Below are 23,766 nucleotides of genomic sequence, written 5' to 3' on the forward strand. Positions count from 1 at the left end.
CCGACTTAGCCCTCCTGTCTCCCCGACCACTTTCCAATATTATCAGCCGGATATACGGCGCCGTTGTTACTACTTCAGCGCGACGCCATCGATCGGCGGACATCGTCCGTTCCGCCAGCCATGGCCATGTCGGCCTGAGCCACCGCCTCGCCGATGAGGATCAGGGTCGGGCGATCATCGGCAAAAGCCTGCGTCACCAGCGGCAGGAGATCGAGGCGCGTGCGCAACTGCTGTTCCTGCGGCAGCGACGCATCGCAGGTGATGAGCGCCGGGGTCGCGCCCGGCAGGCCGGCAGCGATCAGCGCGCGGCTGAGTTCCGGGGCGGCCTCGCGTCCCATATAGACGGCCAGGGTGCAGGCCGGATCGGCCAGGGCATCCCAATCCAGATCCAGCGCCTGGCCCCGGCGGCTATGCGCCGTCACGAACTGGACCCGGCGCGCAATGCCGCGCAGCGACAGGGAAATGCCCGCCGCCGCCGCGACGGCGCTGGCCGCGGTGATGCCGGGGCAGATCCGAGCGCGAACGCCGACCGCGCGCAGCGCCGTCATTTCCTCGGTCGAACGGGCGAACATCGCCGGGTCGCCGCCCTTCAGCCGAACCACGCGCTTGCCCGCCAGCGCCGCCTCCACCAGCATTTCGTCGATCGTCTGCTGGTCCTTCGAATGGCGGCCCGACCGCTTGCCGACGCTGACCCGTTCCGCATGATCGGGAATGAGGTCCAATATGCCCGGCCCGACCAGCGCGTCGTGAAAGATGATGTCCGCCGCGCGGATCAGCCTTTCGGCCTTGCGCGTCAGCAGGTCGGGATCGCCCGGCCCGGCACCGACCAGCCAGACGTCGCCCGGCGCGATGAGGTCATTCGGCTGCATGCAATGTCTCCTGCGAGGTCTGGGCCAGGATATTGGCGATGGCGGGGCGGCAGGAACCGCAATTGGTGCCGGCGCCCAGCGCCTTGCCGATGGCAGGCACGTCGACCAGCTTCTGGTCGCGGATCGCCGCGACGATCTGGTTGAGGCCGACATCGAAACAGACGCAGATGGTGGCGCCCTTGTCCGGCTGGCTGCCCGGCCCGCGGGCGGCCAGCACGGTTGCACCGACATCGTCCGCCGCCAACTGGCCGATCAGCCAGTCGCGCGAGGGCAACAGGCCGGTGCGGGTGACGAACAGCACGCCGGCCAGCCGGCCGTCCTGGATGATCGCGACCCGTCGGCTGCCGCGCACATGATCGATCGCCTCGACCCGCTCGCCCCTGGGCAGGCAGGCTTCCAGCCGGGCGGCATCGCCATTGCCGGCCAGTTCATAGAGCGCGCCGCCCGGCACCGCGACCCGCGTCGCCCACAGGCAGGGCAGATTCACTGGCTCCTGCCCGCGCAGGATCAGGAAGCCCTGCCATTGGGTCGAGACCTTCTCGAGCGCGGCCGGAGTCGACTTGAAGCCGGGCTGGCCCGAATGCGGATCGACCAGCGGACGCGGCAACAGGCCGGTACGCCCGCCGCTCGATATCTGATCGGTCCAGTGGATCGGGGTGAAGATTTCGCCCGGCCGCTGGCCGTCGCTGATGCTGACGCGGAAGAGGCTGTTGCCCTGTGCGGTCGACACCCGCGCCAGATCGCGATCGGCCAGGCCCAGCGCATCGGCATCCTGCGGGTGGATTTCGACCAGCGGTTCCTCGCGATGGCGGGCCAGCTTGGGCGCCAGACCCGTGCGGGTCATCGTATGCCATTGATCGCGATAGCGACCGGTGTTGAGCGTCAGCGGCCAGTCGCGCAGCGGCCCCTGCAAATCCATTTGCCTCGTCAGCACCAACCGCGCTTTACTGTCCGGAGTGGGGAAATGCCCATCGGCAAAGGGCCTCCCGCCCCAACGGAAACTGTCCATCGCGTCATAGGCGTCGTTGCCGATTGCCGCCTGCGCCCGCAGGTTGAGCAACCGCTGCCCCTCATTCTGATAGGCGGTCATGCGCGCATGTTCGCGCCAGATGTCAGCCGGCCGATCATAGGCGAAGGCGTTTTTCCAGCCCATGCGGCGGGCGACCTGGGTGATGATCCACCAGTCGGGCCGGGCTTCGCCGGGCAATGCCATGAACGGGCGCTGGCGGCTGACGGTGCGGTCCGAATTGGTGACCGTGCCATCCTTTTCGCCCCAGCCGGCGGCCGGCAGGCGGACATGGGCATGGGTAGAGCTGTCAGTGTCGGCGATGATGTCCGACACGACGAGGAACGGGATCGCCTCCAGCGCGTCACGCACCCGGCCGGCATCGGGCAGCGAGACGGCGGGATTGGTCGCCATGATCCAGAGGGCCTTGATCCGGCCTTCATCGATGGCGCGGAACAGGTCGACGGCCTTCAGCCCCGGCTTGCTCGCCATCTGCGGCGCGGCCCAGAAGCGGCCGACGCGGGCGACATTTTCCGGCGCAAAGTCCATATGCGCGGCAAGCGTGGACGCCAGCCCGCCGACCTCGCGCCCGCCCATCGCATTGGGCTGGCCGGTGATGGAAAAGGGCGCCGCGCCCGGCTTGCCGATGCGCCCCGTGGCGAGATGGACATTGATGATCGCATTGACCTGATCGGTGCCGCGGATCGACTGGTTGATGCCCTGGCTGAACAGGGTGACGGTGCGCGGGGTCGCCGCGAACAGCTCGAAAAAGGCCTTCAGCAGCGCCGGGTCGAGGTCGCAGGCCTGGGCCGTCGTCCACAGGTCATGGCCGGTGCGGACATGATCCCAGAATCCGTCGGGCACGTTCACATGATCGGCCAGATAGGCCGGATCGGTCACGCCCTGCGCATCGCACCAGGCGAGCAGCCCGGTCATCAGCGCGACGTCGCTGCCGGGGCGGATCGGCAGATGCAGGTCCGCGCCCTCGCAGGTTTCGGTGCGGCGCGGGTCGATCACCACCAGCTTCGTGCCGCGCGCGGCGCGGGCAGCCTGGATACGCTGATAGACGATCGGATGGCACCAGGCGGTGTTGGAGCCGACGAGGATGATGAGGTCGGCCTGCTCCAGATCGTCATAGCTGGCCGGCACCACGTCCTCGCCAAAGGCGCGGTTGTGGCCGGCGACCGCGCTCGACATGCACAGGCGGCTGTTGGTGTCGATGTTCGCCGAGCCGATGAAGCCCTTCATCAGCTTGTTGGCGACATAATAATCCTCGGTCAGCAACTGGCCCGAGACATAGAAGGCCACGCTGTCCGGGCCGTGACGCTCGATCGTCTCGCGAAATTTCTTCGCGACCAGATCCAGCGCCTTGTCCCAACTGGCGCGGCGCTTGCCGATCATCGGGTGCAGCAGCCGGCCGGTCAGCGCCACCGTCTCGCCCAGATGCGTGCCCTTGGAACAGAGGCGCCCACCATTGGCCGGATGTGCCTCGTCCCCCTTGATGATCACCGAGCGCGGCCCGGTCGGCGTGGCGGCGATGCCGCAGCCGACGCCGCAATAGGCGCAGGTGGTGCGGATCGCCTGTGCCATCAGGCCGCCTTTGCCGCACTGGGCACGGGAATGACTGCCTCGCGCAGCAGGAAGATGCGGCCCGCCTCCACCTTGAGCGGGATGGTGGGCACGCAGCCTTCATCGCTGCCCAGCGCCTTGCCGGTCTTGAGCGAGATGTTCCAATTGTGCAGCGGACAGGCAACGACCGATCCATGGACAATGCCCTGGCTCAGCGGCCCCTGCTTGTGCGGGCATTTGTTGACCAGCGCGTAGAACTGATTGTCCTGCGTGTGGAAGATGGCGATTTCCTCGCCGCCGCGCACCGGCAGGGTGCGGGCATTGCCCGGCGAGATCTGGTCGACGGGGCCGATATCCAGCCAGGTGCCAACTTGGGTGTTCGGGATCATGCGAGCGTCTCCATGGGGCGGACTTCGGCCAGATGCTGGTGCAGTTCGGCGTCCTCGCCGGCGGCGCGACGCGCCCAGGGATCATCCTGCATGAACTGCTGGGAGAAGAGGAAGCGGGCGCGCAGTGCTTCGCGGCCGACATCATCGGCGACGATGCGGCTCTTCACATAATCGACGCCGACGCGCTCTATCCAGGGAGCGGTGCGCTCCAGATAGCGGGCTTCCTCGCGGTAGAGCTGGATGAAGGCGGCGCAATAATCCATCGCCTCCTGCTCGGTCGCGACCTTGCAGAGCAGGTCGGTGGCGCGGACATGGATGCCGCCATTGCCGCCGACATGCAGTTCATAGCCGCTGTCGACGCAGACCACGCCGAAATCCTTGATCGTCGCCTCCGCGCAGTTGCGGGGGCAGCCGGACGCCGCGATCTTGAACTTGTGGGGCATCCACGATCCCCAGGTCATATGCTCCAACTTGACGCCCAGCCCGGTCGAATCCTGCGTGCCGAACCGGCACCATTCCGACCCCACGCAGGTCTTCACCGTGCGCAGCGACTTGCCATAGGCATGGCCCGACACCATGCCGGCAGCATTGAGATCGGCCCAGACGGCGGGCAGGTCTTCCTTCCTGATGCCGAAAATATCCAGCCGCTGGCCGCCGGTCACCTTGACCATCGGGGCGTTATATTTTTCGACCACATCGGCGATCGCGCGCAGTTCCCTGGGGTTGGTCAGCCCGCCCCACATGCGCGGCACGACCGAATAGGTGCCATCCTTCTGGATATTGGCGTGCATGCGTTCGTTGACGAACCGGCTGCGCTGGTCGTCCTGATAGTCGCCGGGCAGCGCGCAGAGCAGATAATAATTGAGCGCGGGGCGGCAGGAGGAGCAGCCCTCCGGCGTCGACCAGTTCAATTTCTGCATGACTTCGGGGATCGAGCGCATGTCCTGCGCCACGATCTCGCGACGGACATCGTCATGGGTGAAGCTGGTGCATTTGCACATGGTCTTGGGGCCGGACTGGACATCCTCGCCCAGCGTCAGCGCGAGCAGGGTTTCGACCAGGCCGGTGCAGCTACCGCAACTGGCCGACGCCTTGCAGGTGGCGCGGACCGCATCCAGGCTGTGCGCACCCTTGGCGATGCACGAGACGACCTGGCCCTTGCTGACGCCGTTGCAGCCGCAAATCTCGGCTTCGTCCGAGAGCGCCGCAACAGCCGCCTTAGGGTCCAGCGCGCCCCCTCCCGAGGCGAAGGCCTGGCCGAAGATCAGCATGTCGCGCATGTCCGCGACATTTTCCTCGCGCTTGAGGAGATCGAAATACCAGCCGCCATCGACGGTATCGCCATAAAGCACCGCGCCGATCAGCTTGTCGTCCTTGACGATGACCCGCTTGTAGACCCCGCGCGAGGCGTCGCGCAGGACGATATCCTCGCACCCCTCACCGCCGGAAAAGTCACCGGCGGAGAAGACGTCCAGCCCCGCGACCTTGAGCTTGGTCGAGGTGACCGAGCCCTTGTAGCCCGAATGCTGATCGGTCAGGCCATCGGCGAGGCTGCGGCACATATCCCACAGTGGCGCGACCAGGCCATAGACATTGCCGTCATGTTCGACGCATTCACCCACGGCCAGCACATCGGGATCGCTGGTGACCATATGATCGTCGACCTGGATGCCGCGATTGACGGCCAGGCCGGCGTCGCGGGCCAGCGCGGTCGCGGGGCGGATGCCGACCGCCATCACCACCAGGCTGGCGGGAATTTCGCGACCGTCCTTCAGCCGTACGCCCTCGACCTTGCCGTCGCCATAGATGGCTTCGGTATTGGCGCCGGTCAGGATGGTCTGGCCGCGTCCTTCGAGTGCGGTCTTGAGCAGCCAGCCGGCCGCCTCGTCCAGCTGCCGCTCCATCAGCGTGTCCATCAGGTGGATGACGGTCACCTTCATGCCGCGCAGGGTCAGGCCATGGGCGGCTTCGAGGCCGAGGAGGCCGCCGCCGATCACCACCGCGCTGCCGCCATCGGCAGCGGCGGCGAGCATGGTGTCGACATCCTTCATGTCGCGGAAGCTGATGACGCCGGGCAGGTCCTTGCCGGGCACGGGAATGATGAATGGATCGGAGCCGGTCGCGATCAGCAGCTTGTCATAGCCGATGGTGCGGCCCGACTGGCTGGAAACGGTCTTTGCGGCCCGGTCGATGGCCTTTACCGGATCGCCGGCGATCAGTTCGATGCCATTGTCGGCATACCAGGCGGCGTCGTTGATGACGATCTGCTCGAACGTCTTTTCGCCCGCCAGCACCGGCGAAAGCATGATGCGGTTATAGTTCACATAGGGTTCGGCGCCGAAGATGGTGACGCGATAGCGTCCTGCATCACGGGCCAGCAATTCCTCGACCGCGCGGCAGCCGGCCATGCCGTTACCGATGACGACCAGATGCTCCCGTGCTTGCCCCAAGGGCGGCAGGACATTGTCCTCATCCTGCGTGACCGGGTCGATCCCGTCCTGAAAGTCCATCCCCGTTACTCCAGAAAAGAAAAAAGCCGCCATCCAGACCCTCGGGGATTGAAACCCGAGAGTCTGGATGGCGGCTTTGCCATCATCTAGTGCCTTGCCGATCCTACCCTGAACCGTCGCAGCGATGTGAAGCGGGACATCCTTGTCCCTTGCAGTGCAGCATATGGGGAATCGCCCGAACGCTCAAGCGATTCCTCTCATGGCTTTTCAATCAGATGCTCCAGTCGGCCTGAAGCCACAATTTCTCGGTATCGGTCGCCATCGCTCGCGCATCATAATGGGCGTAGCGCACCGACAGGGCCGTCCTGCGTAGCTTCGCAGATGCGATCAGATCCCACTCATTGCCGTAATGCTGGTCGAGCCGGTCGCTCTCGAACCGGTGCCAGGTGGCGGCCAGTGCGACGCCCGACAGCGGCCCTATCTGCTTCCAGCCATAGCCGGTGCCAACATAGAGGTCGCGCATGCCGTTGGCGGGCGTGGTCAGGAACTTGTCGGCCCAGCCCTGGAACTTGAAATTGGTGCCAAGCGGCGTCTGGAAGCTGGTGAGCGCCGTGCCATGGCTGGCGCCCAGCACCTCATAGCCAGCATTGAGCTTCCAGCCATGCAGGTCGAGCGTCGCATCCGCCAGCCAGTAATCAGCGGCATAGTCATTGGGATTCCGATGATAGTCCGACTGACGGGCATAGCTGAGCTGATAGGCGATCTTGGCCGATCTTGAGAGCGGCTGGCTGCCCGTCAGACGCACGCCATAGGTCTGGCTCGACAGGCGATAGGCCTGCACCGCCGCCTCGTCCTGATCGACCAGATAGGCAAAGCCGCTGAGCGTGCCCAGCGGCGTGGCATAGGAAAGATTGGCGAAGATATTGTCGCCGCTGACCGCCTGCTGGCGCGCACCCTTGCCCTGAAAGCCCCAGATGGTCCGCACGCTCCACGCATAGGCGGCGTCCAGTTTCAGCCCCTTGGCCGGCGTCAGTTCGGCGCGCACCGCGTCAAAGGTCTGGCCATTGTCGCGAAAGGCGACATTGCCGACGAAGCGCTCGTCATCCAGCAATATCTTCTGCCGCCCGCCGGTCAGGGTCAGTGACTTGGTCCGATATTGCAACTGGGCGATATAAAGGGCGACATTCTGTGGGTCGGCCACCAGCGGCTTTGTCGCTGCATTGTCGAAGCCGTCGAAATAGCGGTCGATCACCGCCAATGTCCCCTGCCCCACCAATGTCGCCGACAGCGCGCCGCTGGTGGCCGTCAGGCCGGCGCGGGCCCGGACGGTAAGCGCATCGGCCTGCTGCGCCAGGCCATGCTGGTCGACATGTTCGTAGCGCAGCCGCGCCTCGGCGACGGGTTTCAGGTCGATCTGCTGGGCACAAGCGGGCCCGGCGACGGCCAGCGCGGCCGTCGTTGCGAGAAGATATTTCATGGATGATCGTCCCCCCTCGGACGGAAAGAGCGTGGCTCGGGGCGGCAGTCCTCAAAAGAGGCCGCCGCCCTCCTCTCCAACTCAGATGCGGGCGCCGCTGGTCCAGTTGGCGCGCCACTTCGCCTTGACCAGCGCCACGCCCAGCAGGGCCAGCACGGCAAGCCCGGCGAAGATCAGGAAGCCGGGCGCGAAGCTGCCGGTCAGTTGCTTGGCGAGGCCCAGCGAACTGGCGAGGTAGAAGCCACCAATGCCGCCGGCCATGCCGACAAGGCCGGTCATCACGCCGATTTCCGCCTGGAAACGCTGCGGCACCAGTTGGAAGACCGAACCGTTGCCGGTGCCCAGCGCCAGCATGGCCAGGACGAACAGGGCCAGCGCGCTGGCCAATGTCGTCGCCTGCGACACGCCGGCCAGCGCCAGTGCTGCGACGACATAGACGATCATCAACGCCTTCACGCCGCCGATCCGATCCGCCAGCGCGCCGCCCATCGGCCGTACCAGCGACCCGGCGAAGACGCAGGCTGCGGTGCAATAGCCCGCGATGATCGGGGTCAGCCCGAACTGGTCGGTGAAATAGATGGGCAGCGACGCCGCCAGCCCGACGAAGCCACCGAAGGTCACGGCATAGAAGGCCATCAGCCACCAGGCGTCAGCGGTCTTGAGCGGTTCGAAATAATCGACCAGCCGCTTGGCCGGCGGCGCGTTGGGGGCATCCTTGGCCATGATCATATAGGCGACGAAGACGATCGACAGCGGGATGCAGGCAAGGCCCAGCACCGCATTCCAGCCGAATGCCTTGGCCAGCATCGGCGCGAACAGCGAGGCCAGCACCGTGCCCGAATTGCCCATGCCGGCAAGGCCCATCGCCTTGCCCTGATGCTCGGGCGGATACCAGCGGCTGGCGAGCGGCAGCGCGATCGCGAAGCTCGCCCCGGCAAAGCCCAGGATCACGCCCAGCACCAATGTGCCGCCGAAGCTGTTGACACCCATCAGCCAGGCCAGGAACAGGCCGGCGATGACGATAATCTGGCTGATCGCGCCCGAGCGCTTCGGGCCGATGCGGTCGACCAGCAGGCCGTTGACGACGCGAAGCAGCGCGCCGGCGAGCGTCGGTGTCGCCACCATCAGCCCCTTTTCCGCCGGCGTCAGCGCCAGCGTCTTGGCGATCATCGGCGCCAGCGGCCCCAGCAAGACCCAGACCATGAAGGCCAGGTCGAAATAGAGAAAGGCGGCAATCAGGGTCGGCGCGTGGCCGGCCTTCCAGAAGCCTGTCGTGGCGGCGGCCGATGCGGCCTCCCCTTCGCGGTCCCAATAAGCAGTAGCCATGATGCGTCCCCCAACCATTGGAATTGGAAACGAAAAAAGCCGCAGGCCGGACGCGCGCACTCATGGCGTGGTCCGGTCAGCGGCTTTGCTGCGAAAAATGGATGGAATGGCGATCCCACCCTTGGGACGGCGCATTCGTCTGGACGCGCCTCGTCGCGCGATCCTTTATCTTATCCCGTAGAATGCGTTATGTTGCAAGGCACAAATTCGCCCTTCATTTCAACGGAGGGGCGCAGAATCCCGCAGGAAATCCTCAATCCGTTCGGGGTCGAAGATTCGCCCGTCGAAAAAGCGATCCGGGCCAAGCGTCAGGTCGCCGCGATGGGCACCGACCGGCATCGGGGTCGTGAGCGCCCCTTCCAGTTTCATACTAGCGCCCGGCATCGGCAGGCCGCTATCGGCCAGCGCCCGGCGGAAAATATCCGGCCGGAAGACGGCGGCGGCCCGCGCCGCTGTTTCCGCATCATGGGCAACCATGCCCCAGCGCACCAGCTGCGAATAGATCCACAGCGCCTGGCTGCGCCAGGGGAAGGCGGTCGCTTCGCGCGCGAACAGCATGAAATCGGGATTGATTACCGGTGCTTGACCCAGCCGTGCGCCGATCTGCCCGGACAAGGCACGCAAGATCAAATCGGCCGGCTGGTCGACATAGCGCGGGTCGGACAGGAGATCGGCGAGTGCCTCATGATGTGCAGGATCGTCGCACCAGGCGGCCGACCGGGCGAGCGCGCGCAACAGGCGATCGACCGTTTCCGGGTTCGCCTCCAGCCAGTCCTGACGAAAGGCCAGAACCTTCTCCACCCCCCGCTGCCAGATGCGTTCGCCGATCGCGACGGTTTCGGCGAGCCCGGCCTCAACCGCCGCGCTGCCCCAGGGTTCGCCGGCGATGAAGCCGTCAATTTCGCCCGCCCGCATCGCCTCGACCGTCAGCGAGGGCGGCAGCACGCGCAGCACGACATCCCGATCGGGATCGATGCCCGCGCTCGCCAGCCAGTAACGCAGCATGATCGCATGGCTGGAAAAGCGGTGGACGACGCCGATCACCGGCTTGCGCCGCCACAGCCCGATCGCGGCGGCGAAATCATGGGCTGTGCCCAGCGGATCAGCGAGCCGCCGGGCGATGTCCGGTTCGAGTGCCTTGGCGAAGTCCGGTGCCATCACTAGCATATTGCCGTTGACGTTGAGCTTGTAGGGCGCGGCCAGTGCGGCGGGCTGCTGGCTGAGGCCAAGCGTCACCGCCACGGCCAGCGGCGCCAGCATCTGCGCGCCCTGCACCTGGCCATAGACCAGCCGGTCGCGCAGCGTCGCCCAGCTGGTGGTGCGCACCAGATCGAGCGCGATCCCCTCTTCCTCGGCAAAGCCCCGTTCGCGCGCGACCGCCAGCACGGCCACGTCCGTCAGCGGCAGAAAGGCTATCCGCAGCAACTCGCTCATATGCCCCCTCCCAACAGGTCGCTGGCGGTAATAAGCGCCTGCGCCACGTCCACGATCTTCTTGCCCTGGTTCATCGCGCTCGACCGCAGCAGCGCATAGGCATCCTGCTCGGACAGGCTGCGCTGGTTCATCAGGATCGATTTCGCCCGGTCGATGACCTTGCGGTCGGCGAGCGCGGTGCGCGCCTCGTCCAGTTCCGACTGCATCCGGGCAAAGGCGTTGAAGCGCCGCACCGCCAGTTCCAGCACCGGCTTTACCCGCTCCTTGCGCAGACCATCGACGACATAGGCGGATACGCCCGCATCGATCGCCGCGCCGATCATCGCATCATCGGACTGATCGACGAACATCGCGATCGGCCGGGCAAGCGCGCGGCTTACCGTCAGCATCTCCTCCAGCGTGTCGCGGCTGGGGCTACCAAGATCCATCAGCACCACATCGGGCGCCATCCGCTCCAGCCGGGCAACGAAGGCGCCGCGGGGCGGGACGATATGAATATCGTCATAGCCCGCCTCACGCAGCCCTTCTTCCAGGACCGTCGCTCTCAATCCGCTGTCGTCGATGATGACAATTCGCATGGCGCCCCTTTGGATACGCCCATAGCAGCAGTCCGACGGCTCAGGTCAATCGAAAGCGAACGGCAATCGCCGGATCATTTCCCCATGCCCCCGGCGACGATGTCGTCCACGTCATGGATGACGCCGTTCATCATCACCTTCTTCACCTTGAAGGTGTTGGCGATGTCGGCGCGCGGATCGCCATCGACCAGCACGATGTCGGCCAGCTTCCCGGCCTCCAGCGTGCCCGCATCCAGGTTCAGATCCTTCGCTGAATTGACGGTCGCGGTCTGAAGCGCCTGGAACGGCGTCAGGCCGGCGTCGACATAGGAGGAAATCTCCGCATGGAGATTGTTGGCGATCATCGTGTCGGTGCCCGCCGTCACCAGCGTGCCGGCGTCATACATTTTCTTCAGGCTCTTATATTGCCCCTCCAGCAACGGGCGCAGCATGCTGGCCATTGGATCGGCTTCGGTGATCGTTTCCCGTGCCCAGACCGGATAGAGATTGAGGCGCGGGTCGTCCTTGTAGCCGGGATGCTTGGCCAGATAAGGCGTCATAGCGCCGAAATGGGTCGGCGTCAGGGTCCGGCCGCTGCGGCCGAAAAGCTGGATCACATCCTCATAGGCCATGCCTTGCGGTCCCTGCTTGGGCGAATAGCCGCGCCGGCTGGTCGCGCCCATATGCTCGGTGCCATCCACGCCGGAAAAGGCCGCCGGGAAGATTTCATGACCGCTGACCGGAATGCCCATTTCATGGGCGGCGCGCACGATCTGCCGCTGGAACAGGTCGGGCATGCGCACATAGCTCTTGATCATGTCATAATGAAGCGCGCGCATGCGGGTGAATTCCCGCTCCAGATGGGCCGGGCTGGAGACCGCCACGCCCATCTTGTAATAGACACGCTGCCATTCGAGCAGCGGCCCGGCGACATAGAGGCGCGGCGACAGGCGCACGCCCGATTCCGCCGCCTCGCGATCCTCCACCGCATCATAGATTTGCGTACCCGGATCGCGCACCGTGGTGATGCCATAGGCAAGCCAGGCTCGTTCCAGATTGGAGCCGAAATCCTTCTGGGCGTGGGAGTGATGTTCGATCAGGCCGGGAATGGCTGTGAGGCCGGTGCCGTCGACGAAATGCTCCGCCTGATGCAGCGCTGGATCATGGTCGCGGATTTCGGCGATGCGATGGCCGTCGACGATGATGTCCTTGTCATGCTGGGTCACGTCATGGACGGAGTCGACCAGATTGCTGACATGGATGACCGTGCGCCCGGTCGGGTTGGCGATGCGATATGTCAGGTCCAGCGGAATGTCGGTGATCGCACCGGTTTCGGTGTCGAGCGACTTCAGCTTGTCGGCCGACTGGAACAGGATCGTCTTGTTGTCGCCGGCCCAGCTCGGGAAATAGGAGATGTCGGAGGTGTAGGAGCGCGGCGGCCCCAGCGGCTTGCCGTCGGCGGCCACCGGCCAGATCTTCAGCAGCCCCTCATAGATGGCGGCCATCTTCGTCCCGTCGGGCGACCAGGCAGGGCCGCCGCCGGCGCGGGTATCCATCGACATATTCGGTTCGGGCAGTTGCCAGAAGGGTTTGCCCACGCCATCGGTCGGCACCATGTAGACCTGGTTGGTGCCCTCGCGGAAGCTGTTGGAATATTTGTAGGATAGCGGGATGGCGACATATTTGCCGTCGGGCGACCAGCTGGGGCTGCCGGGCTGGCCCAGCGATCCCTGAAGGCGGGTGATCTTGCCAGTCGCGACATCGACCACGCACAGGCCGGCAACGCCCCAGCGCCCGTCGACATCGATATAGGCGATCCGCGTGCCGTCATGCGACCAGGCGGCGCCCAACGGCTGGGTGTCGATGTCGGTCAGCCGGCGATCCTTGCCGGTCTTCAGGTCGCGGATCCACAGCTGTGGCAGGCCGCCGCCCTTGTCGGAGGTATAGACCAGGCTCTGGCCGTCGGGCGACCAGGCCGGATCGGTGTCCAGCGCGCCATCCTTGGTCAGATTCTCCGGCACCCCGCCCTTGGACGACATGAAATAGAGATCGCCGAGCGCGGCAAAGGCGATGCGGCTGCCGTCGGGCGACAGGGTTGGATGGACGATGCCCAGCGCCTTGCGCGGCGCGGTCGAATCCCAGTCGCGCTTGGCGCGGGTGTAGCTGGGCTTCACCACCTCCAGCGTGGCGGCGAAGTTGACGGTCGACAGGCTGGTGCCCTTGCGGCTGCGGATTTTGCCGTCGGACACATAATAATAGCCGCCCTTCCCCCAGGACACACGGAAGGGGAAGACATTCTCGGCGCCGCTGACGGCCTTGCCATCGACTTCCAGACGGCTGCCCTGCGCGTCCTGCACGACATAGGCAAGCTCGCCGCCGGGTCCGAAGGACGGCGCATCTATCTTGCCCTGCACCTGCTTCAACAGGCTTTCCTGCCCATCGGCGAGGGCCGTGACATAAAGGGCGGTCTTGGCGCCATCCGTCCCGGAATAGGCGATGCGCGCGCCGTCGGGCGACCAGCTGGGCATGCGATCCTCGCGCCCGTTGCTGCTGACCTGCTTCATCGCGCCGCTGGCGATGTCCAGCGTCCAGATGTCGTAATTGCCGCTGCGGTCGGACGAGAAGGCGATCGTCCGGCCATCGGGCGACCAGGCCGGCTCGCGATCATCATAGGCGCCCTCGGTCAGCTTGCGCATGTCGCTGCCGTCCGGCTTGATCGTCCAGAGATCATAATTGCCGTCGCGATAGGAAAAATAGGCGAGGCGCGAACCGTCGGGCGACCAGACCGGCTGGCGCGCATCGTTGAAATAGTCGGTGATCCGCTTCGCCTTGCCGCCGCTGGTCGGGATGATCCAGAGGCTCCCCTGAAGGTCCACGGCCAGCGATTTGCCGTCGGGCGATACCGACACCTCCATGGAGGTGCCTTCATGCACATCGAAGGCGATCGGGGTCTCGCCGCCGGGCGGGGGCAGATTGGCCGGCTGGGCATAGGCCTGGACGGCGCCGGCCGACAACAGGGCCAGCGACAGAAGCTTGAAGGCAGATTTCATCGGATCGATCCCCTTACCAACCAAATATATAGCGTTCGCGGCGCACGTCCGCGCCACCGCGCAGCGTGCCGCTGCCCGGCATCACACCGGTCGCGACGATGCCGGTCGACACCGCGAATGGCCCCAGCACGTCCAGCTTGTGACCGCGCGCGGCCAGATCGTCGCGCACCGCCTCCGGCACGCGATCCTCGATTTCCAGCACGCCCGGCTCATCCTTCTTGATGCCGAAGGAGCCGTGGAAATGATTGGAGTTGATGCGCGGCGCCTCGATCGCGGCCTGGAGCGGCTGGTTGAAGGCCAGCACCCGCAGCAGCACGTTCATGATCTGCTGATCCTGATTGTCGCCGCCCGGCGTCCCGATCGCCAGATAGGGCTGGCCGTCCTTGAGCACCATCGAGGGCGACAGGGTCGTGCGCGGCCGCTTGCCGGGTACCAGGACGTTGGGGCTTTCCGGATCAAGGTCGAACACGGTCAGGCGGTTGCTCATCGGCACGCCGGTATCGCCTGCAATATAGGCGCCGCCCAGCATCCAGCCGGAACTGGGCGTGCAGGAAAAGAGGTTGCCGTCCTTGTCCACCACTTCGATCGCGGTCGTGTCGGCGGTCGGCTTGGACGGGGCTTTCAGCATATGCGGCGTGAATTGCGGCGTGGTCCGCGCCCTGCCCTCGAACGCCCAGGGATTGCCGAAGCGATGCTCCAGCGAGGCGCGCGGGCCGATCTGCCTGGCCCGCTGCGCCGCATAGTCCTTCGACAACAGCCCCTTCATCGGCACTGTGGCGAAATCGGGGTCGCCAAAATACATGTTGCGATCGTCGAAGGCGAGCTTGATCGCCTCGGCAACGGTGTGGAGATAGGGCGCCGAGCCCGGCTCCATCGTCGCGATCCCGGCCGCCTCGGCAATGTTGAGCGCCATCAGCATGGCCGGCCCCTGGCTCCAGAACCCCGCCTTGCAGACTTGATAGCCAAAGACGCTGGTCATCGCCGGCGCCTCGACCTTGCCCTTGTACTTGGCCAGATCCTCGTAGCGCATCAGGCCGCCGTCCCGCTCCATCGCGGCGCCGATCCGGCGGGCGATGTCACCCTTGTAGAAGGCGTCGCGCCCGGCCTGGATCGCAGCCTTGCGATCCTTGGTCTTCCTGAACGCCGCTGCATCCGCGTCGGCAATGATCCGCATCGTGCGGGCGAGATTGGGCTGGCGGAAAATCTCCCCGGTCCTGGGCAGTTGGCCACCGGGATAATAGGCGTCGTAGGCGTCCTTATATTTGGACGTCGCCTTCTGCTGGCTGACAAACACTTCGGCCAGGAAATTATACATGACGAAACCGTCGGCCAGTTCGATGGCGGGCTGCATCACGTCATGCAGGCCCATCGTGCCGTTGAGCTGGAGCGCGAGCGCCATTGCATCGACCATCGCCGGCACGGTGCCGCCATTGGGGCCATTGCCCGGAATGACTCCGGCATCGGCGAACTTGTCGGGCGTGGCCAGCCCCGGCGCGACGCCCTGGCCGCTGATCAGCGACACCTTTTTCGTCTTGCCGTCATAGATGATGGTCGGCGCTTCGCCGCCAAAGCCGAAATGCGAAATCTCGGTCACGGCCGCAGCGAAGACCGCCGCCACGCCCGCGTCGGTCGCATTGCCGCCGGCCAGCAGGATGCGCGTCCCCGCCGCCACGGCATAATGGCGCCCGGCCGCAACGATACCGAACTGGCCGACGATTTCCGGCCGCAGCGTTTCGCCTGCACTAACCAACCTGGTTGGCTCAATCGCTGCCTTGCCGGACTTTGCGGGCGCATTGCCCGCCTGGGCGGAGGCTGGCCCGGCGCCCGCGACCAAGGCCGCACCGGCCATGGCCGACGCCGCGAACTCCCGCCGGGTCACCCCCTGCTTTGCGTTATCGCTCATCGATGGAATCCCCTGTTTTCGGCCTGTCCGGCATCACCCGAGGGAAGGCGTTTGCCGGCCGATACGCGCAACAACGAGCCAACCCGATTTTTCCGCTATATGCCGGTAAATCCGATTTTATTTCAAAAATATTTCGAAACATATGGTGGAAATTTCACGCCCATCAGTTCTAGCGCAATGAACGCGCACAATGGTGGGTGTTGTGCCCGGAAAAAGCCTTGCCGTCGTGAGGGCGACAGCAGCAACGATTTCCCACGCAAGGGATGATGCCGGAACTCCAGTTTTTCGGGAGGGCCTGCAAATGCACTATCTGAACGGTCATCAATAAGCATGGGTCGCTGCACGCGTCGTGCGGCGCCGACATTTGCCGACCTCCCCAAACTCTGAACCGGAAAGGCACCTTTGCCTAACGGCGCGAAGCTTCAGGCTTCATCACAGGGGAACAATAATGACGAAAGAAAGAGGAAAGACGCTTTTCGCCTTAACCACCGCCCTAACCAGTGCCAGTCTCTGGGCGTTGACGGCCGGCATGGCCCAGGCCCAGTCCAGCACAGAAGCCGCCCCGCAGGCGAGTGAACCTGCCGCCGCGGAAATCGTCGTCATTGGCTCCCAGATCAAGGGCGCCAACACCGCCGGCGCGCTGCCGGTCAGCTTGGTCGGCGAAGAGCAGATTGAGGCCGTGGCCGCCGTTTCGGGCGCCGATCTCTATCGCTCCATCCCGCAACTGGGCGGCGTTACCTTCAACGAACAGGTGCTGGGCGGCGGCAATGCCAACGCCGCGCGCGGCGACGTATCGACCGTTTCGCTGCGTGGTCTTGGCCAGGGCAACACGCTGCTGCTGATCAACGGCCGTCGCACCGTGCTGCACCCGACATCCCAAGCGATCACCGGCGTCGTCGATTCCGGCGTCCCGACCTTCGGCTACAACGCCAACACCATTCCCGTCGGCAATATCGAGCGCGTCGAAGTGCTGCGCGATGGCGCGGCGGCGCTCTATGGTTCGGACGCGGTTGCCGGCGTCGTCAACAACGTGCTCCAGTCCGACTACAAGGGCGCCAAGTTCGACGTCCAATATGGCGGCGCGGAAGGCACCAATCTGCGCGAATTTGCCGCCAATGGCCTGGTCGGCTTCGACTTCAACGAAGGCCGCGGCAATATCTCGATCTTCGGCGGCTATGCGCAAAAATCGAAACTCTATCTCAGCGACCAGGACTATACCGCCAGCGTCGACCGGCGCGGCTATGTCGCCGGCACCTCCTTCGCCAATGTCGCGGCCTGGAACGGCACCAGCACCAGCACGCCCTGGGGCACCTTCCGCGTCGTCCGCCCCGGCGGCGGCGCCAATTTCCTCAACCAGACGATCAGCAGCAACGGCACCGCCTTCACCAACAGCTCGGGCCAGTTCCACATCCAGCCCAGCACCAATGCCGGCTGTCGGATCGCGTCGGGCACGCCCGACACCTGCTATGACGATGGCAATGGCGCCACGGAAATGTCGGGCGCGGATTCCAACCTGCGCTTCGATTCACCGGCGACCTTCAAGGATCTGACCGCCCAGCCTTCGGTCAAGCGCATCAATATCTTCTCCTACATCAACTATGAACTGTCGGACGCCCTGTCCTTCTTCGGTGAAGTCGGCTTCTATCGCGGCAAGACCAGTTCGACGATCGGCGCGCCCGGCTCGCTCGCCAATATTCCGATCACGGTGGCAGCCAATGCCTATTGGAACCCGCTCGGCCCGGTCGGATCGCCCAACCGCCTGCCCGGCCTCGACCTTTCGGTGGTCCCGGCCGAGGGTCTGCCGGTCCAGATCACGTCGCTCAGCTATGTCGACGTGGGATCGCGCAAGGTCGACGTGACCAATTACCAATATCGTTTCCTGGGCGGCCTGCGCGGCAGTATCGGCGATTTCGACTGGGAATCGGCGGGCCTCTACACCTGGGCCACGGCCAAGGACACGCAGGAGAATTTCTCGAACACGCTGCTGCAACAGGCGATCAACAAGACCACGCCCGACGCCTATAATCCGTTCAACGGCGGCTGCGTCGATACGCCGTCGATCGGCGACTGCACGCCCAACAGCCAGTCCACGATCGACAGCTTCATGATCGAGGCGACCCGCAAAACCCGCACCTCGCTGGCCTTGTGGGACTTCAAGGTGTCGAACGCCAATCTGCTGGGCCTGTGGGCCGACAACAGCATCGGCGTCGCGGCCGGCATCGAATGGCGGCGCGAGACCTATCATGACAATCGCTCCACCTATCAGGGCGGCATTGCCGGGGTCGACACCACCTATACCGACGCGGTCACCGGCGTCTTCTATGGCTCCGACCTTGGCGGCGCCAGCCCCAGCCCGGACGTGCGCGGCAAGCGCAACGTGAAGTCCGCCTATGCCGAACTCGCCATCCCGATCTTCAGCCCGGAAATGGAAATCCCCATGTTCCGTCGCCTGAATTTCCAGGTCGCCGGCCGTTACGAAGATTATAGCGACGTCGGTTCGGTGGCAAAGCCCAAGGTCGCGGGATCGTGGGAATTGCTGGAGGGCATGATGCTGCGCGGCTCCTGGTCACAGGGCTTCCGTGCGCCGAACCTGGAGGTCATCAACACCTCCACGCTTGATCGCGTCAATGGCGGCTTCGATTATGTTTTGTGCGAAGCGGATGCCCGTTCGGGCCGCGCGGCCAATTTCTCCAGCGCGGTCTGCAACGTGTCGGTGCTGCGTCGCAGCGGCGGCAACCCGAACCTGAAGCCCGAGGAATCGACCAGTTGGAGCTTCGGCGCGGTGCTGTCGCCGAAACTGGGCGACGGATTGGGCAAGGTCACCTTCACCGTCGACCGCTGGAAGATCCAGCAGAAGAATGTCGTGGGCCTGCTCGACTATCAGAATGCGCTCAACCTCGACTATCTGCTACGCACCCAGGGCAGCAGCAATCCCAACGTCATCCGCCGCGATCCGACGGCGGACGATATCGCCCGCGTCGCCGGCACCGGGCTCGCACCAGTCGGCGAGCTGCTCTACGTCGTGGCCAATTTCCAAAATCTGCTGCCGGTCACCGTCCAGGGCATCGATTTCAATCTGGATTATTTCCTGCCCACGACGTCGGTCGGCACCTTCTCGCTCAACGTGAATGCCTCGCGCCTGATCAGCTATTATGTCGACGCCCCGGCGGGCGTGCAGCAGGTGATCGCGGGACAGGCCGCTGGCGAGATCAATGCCGGCGTGCCGATCCAGGGCGGCGGCGACGTCATCGGCCGCGATGGCCAGCCGCGCTGGCGGCTTTCGGCAACCTTCGACTGGTCGCTCGGCCCGTGGAAGATCGGCGCCTTCACGCAGTATATCGACAGCGTCTATGAAAATGGCGTGCGCGATGCGTCCGCCAATCCCTGGACGGTGAAGGGCCAGACGACGGTCAATCTCTATGGCCAATATACGTTCAAGAATGACGGCCCATTGAACGGCACCACCGTTCAGATCGGCGCGCGCAACATCTTCGACAAGGATCCGCCGCTGGCATCGGGCGGCTATCTGTCGAACCTCTACCAGCCGCAGGCGCGCTACTGGTACACCAGCCTGAAGAAGGTCTTCTAAAGGCTTGCAAGACATGGGCACGGCGCGATGCTGCCGTGCCCATTTTTTCCTTTTCCCTTCCCCTGCAAGGTCGCTCCGCCATGTCCGATACGCCCCCATCCTTCCTGGATCGCCGCGAAATGCTGGCCGCCGGCCTTGCCGGCATGGCGCTCACCACCCTGCCCGGCCGCGCTTTGGCCCAATCGGGCGCACGCGCGCCCGACGCGCCCCGCACCGGCAGCGCCAGCGTCGCCGCGCACCGGGTCGAAGTGCCCATGCCGCATGGCGGCGTGACGGCGGGCCATCCGCTGGCGGCCATGGCCGGCACCCGCATGCTGATGCAGGGCGGCACCGCCGCCGATGCCGTGGTCGCGGCAATGGCGGTCATGAACGTGGTCGAACCCTGGGCATCCAGCGCGGGCGGCAACGGCTTTGCCACCTGCCTCGATCGCAAGACCGGCAAGGTCCAGTCACTGGCTTTCACCGGCGGCGCGCCGCGCCTGCTCGATCCCGATGGCGATCCCAAGGCGCTGGACCATGGCCCCAAGGCATTGACCGTGCCGGGCGCCTTTGGCGGCTGGATCGCGCTGGCCCGCCGGTTCGGCAAATTGCCGCTTTCGACCCTGCTTGAACCGGCGATCGGCTATGCCCGCGACGGCCATCCGCTCGACGCCTCCATCGCGATGTTCATCACGCGGGCGCAAAAGACATTGGCGCTCTATCCGACCAGCGCGGCGATCTTCCTGCCCGGTGGCCAGCCCCCCGCCCCGCGATCCATCTTCCGCAATCCCGATCTGGCCCGCAGCTTTCAGGCCCTTGCCGACGCGGAAAGCCAGGCGCTCAAGGGCGGCGCCGATCGGGATCGCGCGTTGCAGGCGGCGCATGACTATTTCTACACCGGCCCGATCGCGCAGGAATTTGCCCGCTTCTCGAAGGAGACCGGCGGCTGGCTGCGGCTCGATGACCTCAAGGCCTATCAGCCACGCTGGGACGATCCGGTGACGACCAATTATCGCGGGCTGGACGTCTATTGCAGCCCGCTCACCTCGCGCACGGGGCTCGAATTGTGCGAGCAGCTCAATCTGGTCGAGGGGTTCGACCTGGCCGCACTGCCCGCCGACGATCCGCTCTTCACCCATTATCTGATCGAGGCGATCAAGGTCGCGAAGGCCGATGTCTATAAATATGCCGCCGATCCCAAATTCGCCAGAACGCCGGTCGAGGGACTGCTGTCCAAGCGCTTCGCCGCCGAACGACGCAAGCTGATCGATGCGGCCCGCGCAGGCCTCTATCCGCAGGGCGGCAATGCCGCCGCCTTCGACCTCGCCGCGCTGGAGCGGGCACGTCAGGATTTCGCGCATCAGGGCGATGACCATACGCGCGGCGGCGATACCACCAGCCTGTCGGCGGTCGATGCCGACGGCAATGCCATCGCGGTCACGACGACGGTCGGCGGCGGCTTCGGCACCTTCCTGGTGATGGGCAATACCGGCATATTGTTCAACAACGGCCTGCGCCTCGGCTCGTCCGCCCCCTATGCCGGCCATCCCAACAAGGTCGCACCGGGCAAGGTCGCCCTGCTCGGCAATGGCCCGACCATCGTCCTCGACAAGGGCCGGCTGAAACTGGTCTTCGGATCGCCTGGCGGCGAGACGATCGGCCAGACCCAGTTCCAGTTCCTGGTCAATGTCGTCGATCGCGGCCTGCCGATCCAGGCCGCGATCGAAGCACCGCGCTTCGCGCTCGACGCCGATCCCAATTTCTACAAGCCCGGCGCGGCGATCACCGTGCAGGCGGAACGACGATTCCCCGACGCAACAATCCAGCGCCTGACCGCGATGGGGCACAAGATCGAACTGGTCGGCCCCTATGCGATCGGCAGCGTGCAAGGCATTTTGGCCGACCCATCGGGCGCCCGCATGGCCGGCGCCGATCCCCGCCGCATGGGCTATGCTGTGGGCTATTGAACAAGCCGGCCAGTCGCGGCGACGCGGCTGACCGGCTCGGGTCACGACTGCTCTATTCGGGCAGGCCTTCCTCGCTTGCCGCATAACCGGTCGTGCGCAGCAGGCTGCGGCCGCGGCTATAGGCGAAATAGAGGGCCAGGCCAGCAAGGTTCCACAGGCCGAAGCGCAGCAGCGTCTTTTCCGGCAGGCTGATCAGCAGATAGATGCAGCCGATAATCGCCAGCGTACCGACCAGATAGGGCTGCGGGCAGCGGAAGACGCGCGGCATGTCCGGCGCCTTCCGGCGCAGCGCCATCATGCAGCCGGCGACCGCGATGAAGGCGATCAGCGTGCCGGCATTGGCCAGCTCGGCAATCTCGTCGAGGCGGAAGAAGCCGGCCACCGCCGCGACGAAGAGGCCCGTGATCGCGGTGATGCGGGCGGGCGAGCCGGTCTTTTCCGACACTTTGCTGAGCGAGCGCGGCAGCAGGCCGTCGCGCGCCATGACGAAGAAGATGCGGCTCTGGCCATACATCATGACCAGGATGACGGAGGGCAGCGCCACCAGCGCAGCGCCCGCCACCAGCCAGGCGGCGACCGGATGCTCCAGCGTACGCAGCACCAGCGCCAGCGGTTCGGACGAACCGGCCAGCGCCCGATAATCGAGCGCGCCGATCGCCGCTACCGCGACCGCCATATAGATGAGGGTGCAGACCGCCATCGATCCGACGATGCCGATGGTCAGGTCACGGCCGGGATTGCGCGCTTCCTCGGCCGAGGTCGCGACCGCGTCGAAACCGTAGAAGGCGAAGAAGACGATCGCCGCCGCCGCCATCACGCCGCGCGTCATGCCACCTTCCACATGGCTGACGAAGCCATAGGGCATGAAGGGCTGGAGATGGTCGGACTGGAAGGCAGGCAGCGCCAGCGCGACGAAGGCGGCAAGCGCGGTCAGCTTGATGACGACCAGGACGATGTTGAGCGTCGCGCTTTCCCGCGTGCCCGCGATCAGCATGCCGGCGATCGCCAGTGCCACAAGCACGGCGGGCAAATTGACGATGCCGCCGCCATGCGGCCCGGCCAGCAGCATCGGCGGCAGGCTGATCCCCGCCTGCTGGATCCAGCCGACCAGATAGCCCGACCAGCCGACCGCCACGGTGCTGCACGCCAGCGAATATTCCAGGATCAGGCTCCACCCCACCACCCAGGCCAGCGTCTCGCCCAGCACCGAATAGGTGTAGGTATAGGCGCTACCCGCGGTCGGGATCAGCGTGGCCAGTTCGGCATAGGCCAGCGCCGCGCAGGCGCACACCGCGCCGGCAATGGCGAAGGCCAGGATCACCGCCGGCCCTGCTCGGTCGGCGCCCACGCCGGTCAGCGTATAGATGCCGGTGCCGACGATCGCTCCGACCCCCAGCGCGATCAGATGCGGCCAGGACAATGTCTTGCGCAACTGCTGATGCTGCGCATGATGACCGGCGCCGATCGGCTTGATCGGTCCCCAAAATCCAGTGCTCAACCGAAATTTCCTTCCCTGTTCTTATGGACGTTCCGGTTGCTCGGTTATGGTTCAGTCGTCGGCGTCGAGCTGAACCATGAGATCGTCCATGGTTTTGCGGATATGTGCGACCGTGAGTTCGCGGATCAGTTGGCCGTCGCGGGCAAGCCAGGCATCGAGCATCTCGCGATGTTCGTCATTGGCGCGTTCGTCGCGGCCGAGCGGCTCCAGATGCTTGCGGACATAGCGTTCCGACAGAATATGGAGCCGTTCGAGAATATTGACCGACAGCGGCTGGTTGCTGGGACGCAGCAGCGCCATGTGGAAGGCGCGGTTGAACGCCCCCACCCCGTCACCGCCTTCGTCGGTGACCTGATAGAGGGTGGCCAGCGTGTTGATCGCCGCCTGATGCTCCGCCTCGTCCGCCCGTTCGGCGGCCAACGCCATCACATCGGGTTCCAGCTTTAGGCGCAGCGCATAGACTTCGTCCGCCTCCACCCGGTTGAGGCTGCGCACGAAGAAGCCGCGATTGGCCTGCGACTTGAGCAGTCCTTCCTGCTCCAGTCGGGCCAGTGCCTCGCGCAGCGGAATCTTGCTGATCCCCAGTTCGGCGGCCAGCGCGTCCTGGCGGATCGGCCCGTCGGGCGGCACCCGGCCGGACAATATGCGCTCGCGGACAAGGTCGACCAACTGGTCGGAGAGGTTTCGGATGACTAGGCTCATG

At 65.2% G+C, this 23,766-nt stretch carries 14 protein-coding genes; 2 read left to right on the forward strand and 12 right to left on the reverse strand.

What is annotated here, in order from left to right; all coding sequences use genetic code 11:
* Positions 1-74: 74 nt before the first annotated feature.
* The 10 genes from cobA to JQK15_RS05705 form a co-directional block, all read right to left on the reverse strand.
* Positions 75-869 (reverse strand): uroporphyrinogen-III C-methyltransferase, encoded by a 795-nt coding sequence (cobA, locus tag JQK15_RS05660; RefSeq protein ID WP_214864097.1) that lies wholly within the window; start codon positions 867-869, stop codon positions 75-77.
* On the reverse strand, positions 856-3,465 hold the full coding sequence (locus JQK15_RS05665) for a nitrate reductase (protein ID WP_214864099.1): 2,610 nt from the start codon (positions 3,463-3,465) through the stop codon (positions 856-858). Before JQK15_RS05665 ends, cobA begins: the two co-directional genes overlap by 14 nt.
* Complete coding sequence (nirD, locus tag JQK15_RS05670) at positions 3,465-3,833, reverse strand: nitrite reductase small subunit NirD (protein WP_004212514.1); 369 nt, start codon at positions 3,831-3,833, stop codon at positions 3,465-3,467. Before nirD ends, JQK15_RS05665 begins: the two co-directional genes overlap by 1 nt.
* A complete protein-coding gene (gene nirB, locus JQK15_RS05675) occupies positions 3,830-6,343 on the reverse strand; it encodes a nitrite reductase large subunit NirB (RefSeq protein WP_214864100.1) in 2,514 nt (837 codons plus the stop codon). Before nirB ends, nirD begins: the two co-directional genes overlap by 4 nt.
* A 211-nt stretch (positions 6,344-6,554) precedes the next feature.
* Positions 6,555-7,760, reverse strand: a complete 1,206-nt coding sequence (locus tag JQK15_RS05680; RefSeq protein ID WP_214864103.1) for a hypothetical protein — start codon at positions 7,758-7,760, stop codon at positions 6,555-6,557.
* 81 nt (positions 7,761-7,841) lie between these two features.
* On the reverse strand, positions 7,842-9,086 hold the full coding sequence (locus JQK15_RS05685) for a nitrate/nitrite transporter (protein ID WP_214864105.1): 1,245 nt from the start codon (positions 9,084-9,086) through the stop codon (positions 7,842-7,844).
* 219 nt (positions 9,087-9,305) lie between these two features.
* On the reverse strand, positions 9,306-10,520 hold the full coding sequence (locus tag JQK15_RS05690; RefSeq protein ID WP_214864107.1) for a CmpA/NrtA family ABC transporter substrate-binding protein: 1,215 nt from the start codon (positions 10,518-10,520) through the stop codon (positions 9,306-9,308).
* Entirely contained in the window at positions 10,517-11,098 is a 582-nt protein-coding gene (locus JQK15_RS05695; RefSeq protein ID WP_010339138.1) for an ANTAR domain-containing response regulator, read from the reverse strand. Before JQK15_RS05695 ends, JQK15_RS05690 begins: the two co-directional genes overlap by 4 nt.
* A 74-nt stretch (positions 11,099-11,172) precedes the next feature.
* Positions 11,173-14,127 carry an amidohydrolase family protein gene (locus JQK15_RS05700; RefSeq protein WP_214864109.1) on the reverse strand — a complete coding sequence of 985 codons (2,955 nt, stop codon included), beginning with the start codon at positions 14,125-14,127 and terminating at the stop codon, positions 11,173-11,175.
* 13 nt (positions 14,128-14,140) lie between these two features.
* Positions 14,141-16,030 carry a gamma-glutamyltransferase family protein gene (locus JQK15_RS05705; RefSeq protein WP_214864111.1) on the reverse strand — a complete coding sequence of 630 codons (1,890 nt, stop codon included), beginning with the start codon at positions 16,028-16,030 and terminating at the stop codon, positions 14,141-14,143.
* 529 nt (positions 16,031-16,559) lie between these two features.
* On the opposite strand from JQK15_RS05705, the gene JQK15_RS05710 reads away from it, so the two are divergent.
* Together JQK15_RS05710 and JQK15_RS05715 are read left to right on the forward strand one after the other, a co-directional pair.
* Complete coding sequence (locus tag JQK15_RS05710) at positions 16,560-19,619, forward strand: TonB-dependent receptor domain-containing protein (protein ID WP_251007624.1); 3,060 nt, start codon at positions 16,560-16,562, stop codon at positions 19,617-19,619.
* 80 nt (positions 19,620-19,699) lie between these two features.
* Positions 19,700-21,565, forward strand: a complete 1,866-nt coding sequence (locus tag JQK15_RS05715; protein ID WP_214864115.1) for a gamma-glutamyltransferase — start codon at positions 19,700-19,702, stop codon at positions 21,563-21,565.
* 52 nt (positions 21,566-21,617) lie between these two features.
* Here JQK15_RS05715 and JQK15_RS05720 read toward each other — a convergent pair whose 3' ends face one another.
* Complete coding sequence (locus JQK15_RS05720; protein WP_214864117.1) at positions 21,618-23,063, reverse strand: amino acid permease; 1,446 nt, start codon at positions 23,061-23,063, stop codon at positions 21,618-21,620.
* Positions 23,064-23,114: 51 nt separating this feature from the next.
* Positions 23,115-23,765, reverse strand: coding sequence for a GntR family transcriptional regulator (locus tag JQK15_RS05725; RefSeq protein ID WP_004212495.1), 651 nt, complete (start codon positions 23,763-23,765; stop codon positions 23,115-23,117).
* Between the last annotated feature and the right edge of the window lies 1 nt (position 23,766).

Origin of the sequence: Sphingobium sp. BHU LFT2 (assembly GCF_018604485.1) — a bacterium.
Taxonomy (GTDB): domain Bacteria; phylum Pseudomonadota; class Alphaproteobacteria; order Sphingomonadales; family Sphingomonadaceae; genus Sphingobium; species Sphingobium yanoikuyae_A.

Excerpts from the sequence above, each read along its gene's own strand:
- cobA (WP_214864097.1), bottom strand. The coding sequence starts at position 869 with ATGCAGCCGAATGACCTCATCGCGCCGGGCGACGTCTGGCTGGTCGGT.
- JQK15_RS05665 (WP_214864099.1), bottom strand. The coding sequence starts at position 3,465 with ATGGCACAGGCGATCCGCACCACCTGCGCCTATTGCGGCGTCGGCTGC.
- nirD (WP_004212514.1), bottom strand. The coding sequence starts at position 3,833 with ATGATCCCGAACACCCAAGTTGGCACCTGGCTGGATATCGGCCCCGTC.
- nirB (WP_214864100.1), bottom strand. The coding sequence starts at position 6,343 with ATGGACTTTCAGGACGGGATCGACCCGGTCACGCAGGATGAGGACAAT.
- JQK15_RS05680 (WP_214864103.1), bottom strand. The coding sequence starts at position 7,760 with ATGAAATATCTTCTCGCAACGACGGCCGCGCTGGCCGTCGCCGGGCCC.
- JQK15_RS05685 (WP_214864105.1), bottom strand. The coding sequence starts at position 9,086 with ATGGCTACTGCTTATTGGGACCGCGAAGGGGAGGCCGCATCGGCCGCC.
- JQK15_RS05690 (WP_214864107.1), bottom strand. The coding sequence starts at position 10,520 with ATGAGCGAGTTGCTGCGGATAGCCTTTCTGCCGCTGACGGACGTGGCC.
- JQK15_RS05695 (WP_010339138.1), bottom strand. The coding sequence starts at position 11,098 with ATGCGAATTGTCATCATCGACGACAGCGGATTGAGAGCGACGGTCCTG.
- JQK15_RS05700 (WP_214864109.1), bottom strand. The coding sequence starts at position 14,127 with ATGAAATCTGCCTTCAAGCTTCTGTCGCTGGCCCTGTTGTCGGCCGGC.
- JQK15_RS05705 (WP_214864111.1), bottom strand. The coding sequence starts at position 16,030 with ATGAGCGATAACGCAAAGCAGGGGGTGACCCGGCGGGAGTTCGCGGCG.
- JQK15_RS05710 (WP_251007624.1), top strand. The coding sequence starts at position 16,560 with ATGGCCCAGGCCCAGTCCAGCACAGAAGCCGCCCCGCAGGCGAGTGAA.
- JQK15_RS05715 (WP_214864115.1), top strand. The coding sequence starts at position 19,700 with ATGTCCGATACGCCCCCATCCTTCCTGGATCGCCGCGAAATGCTGGCC.
- JQK15_RS05725 (WP_004212495.1), bottom strand. The coding sequence starts at position 23,765 with ATGAGCCTAGTCATCCGAAACCTCTCCGACCAGTTGGTCGACCTTGTC.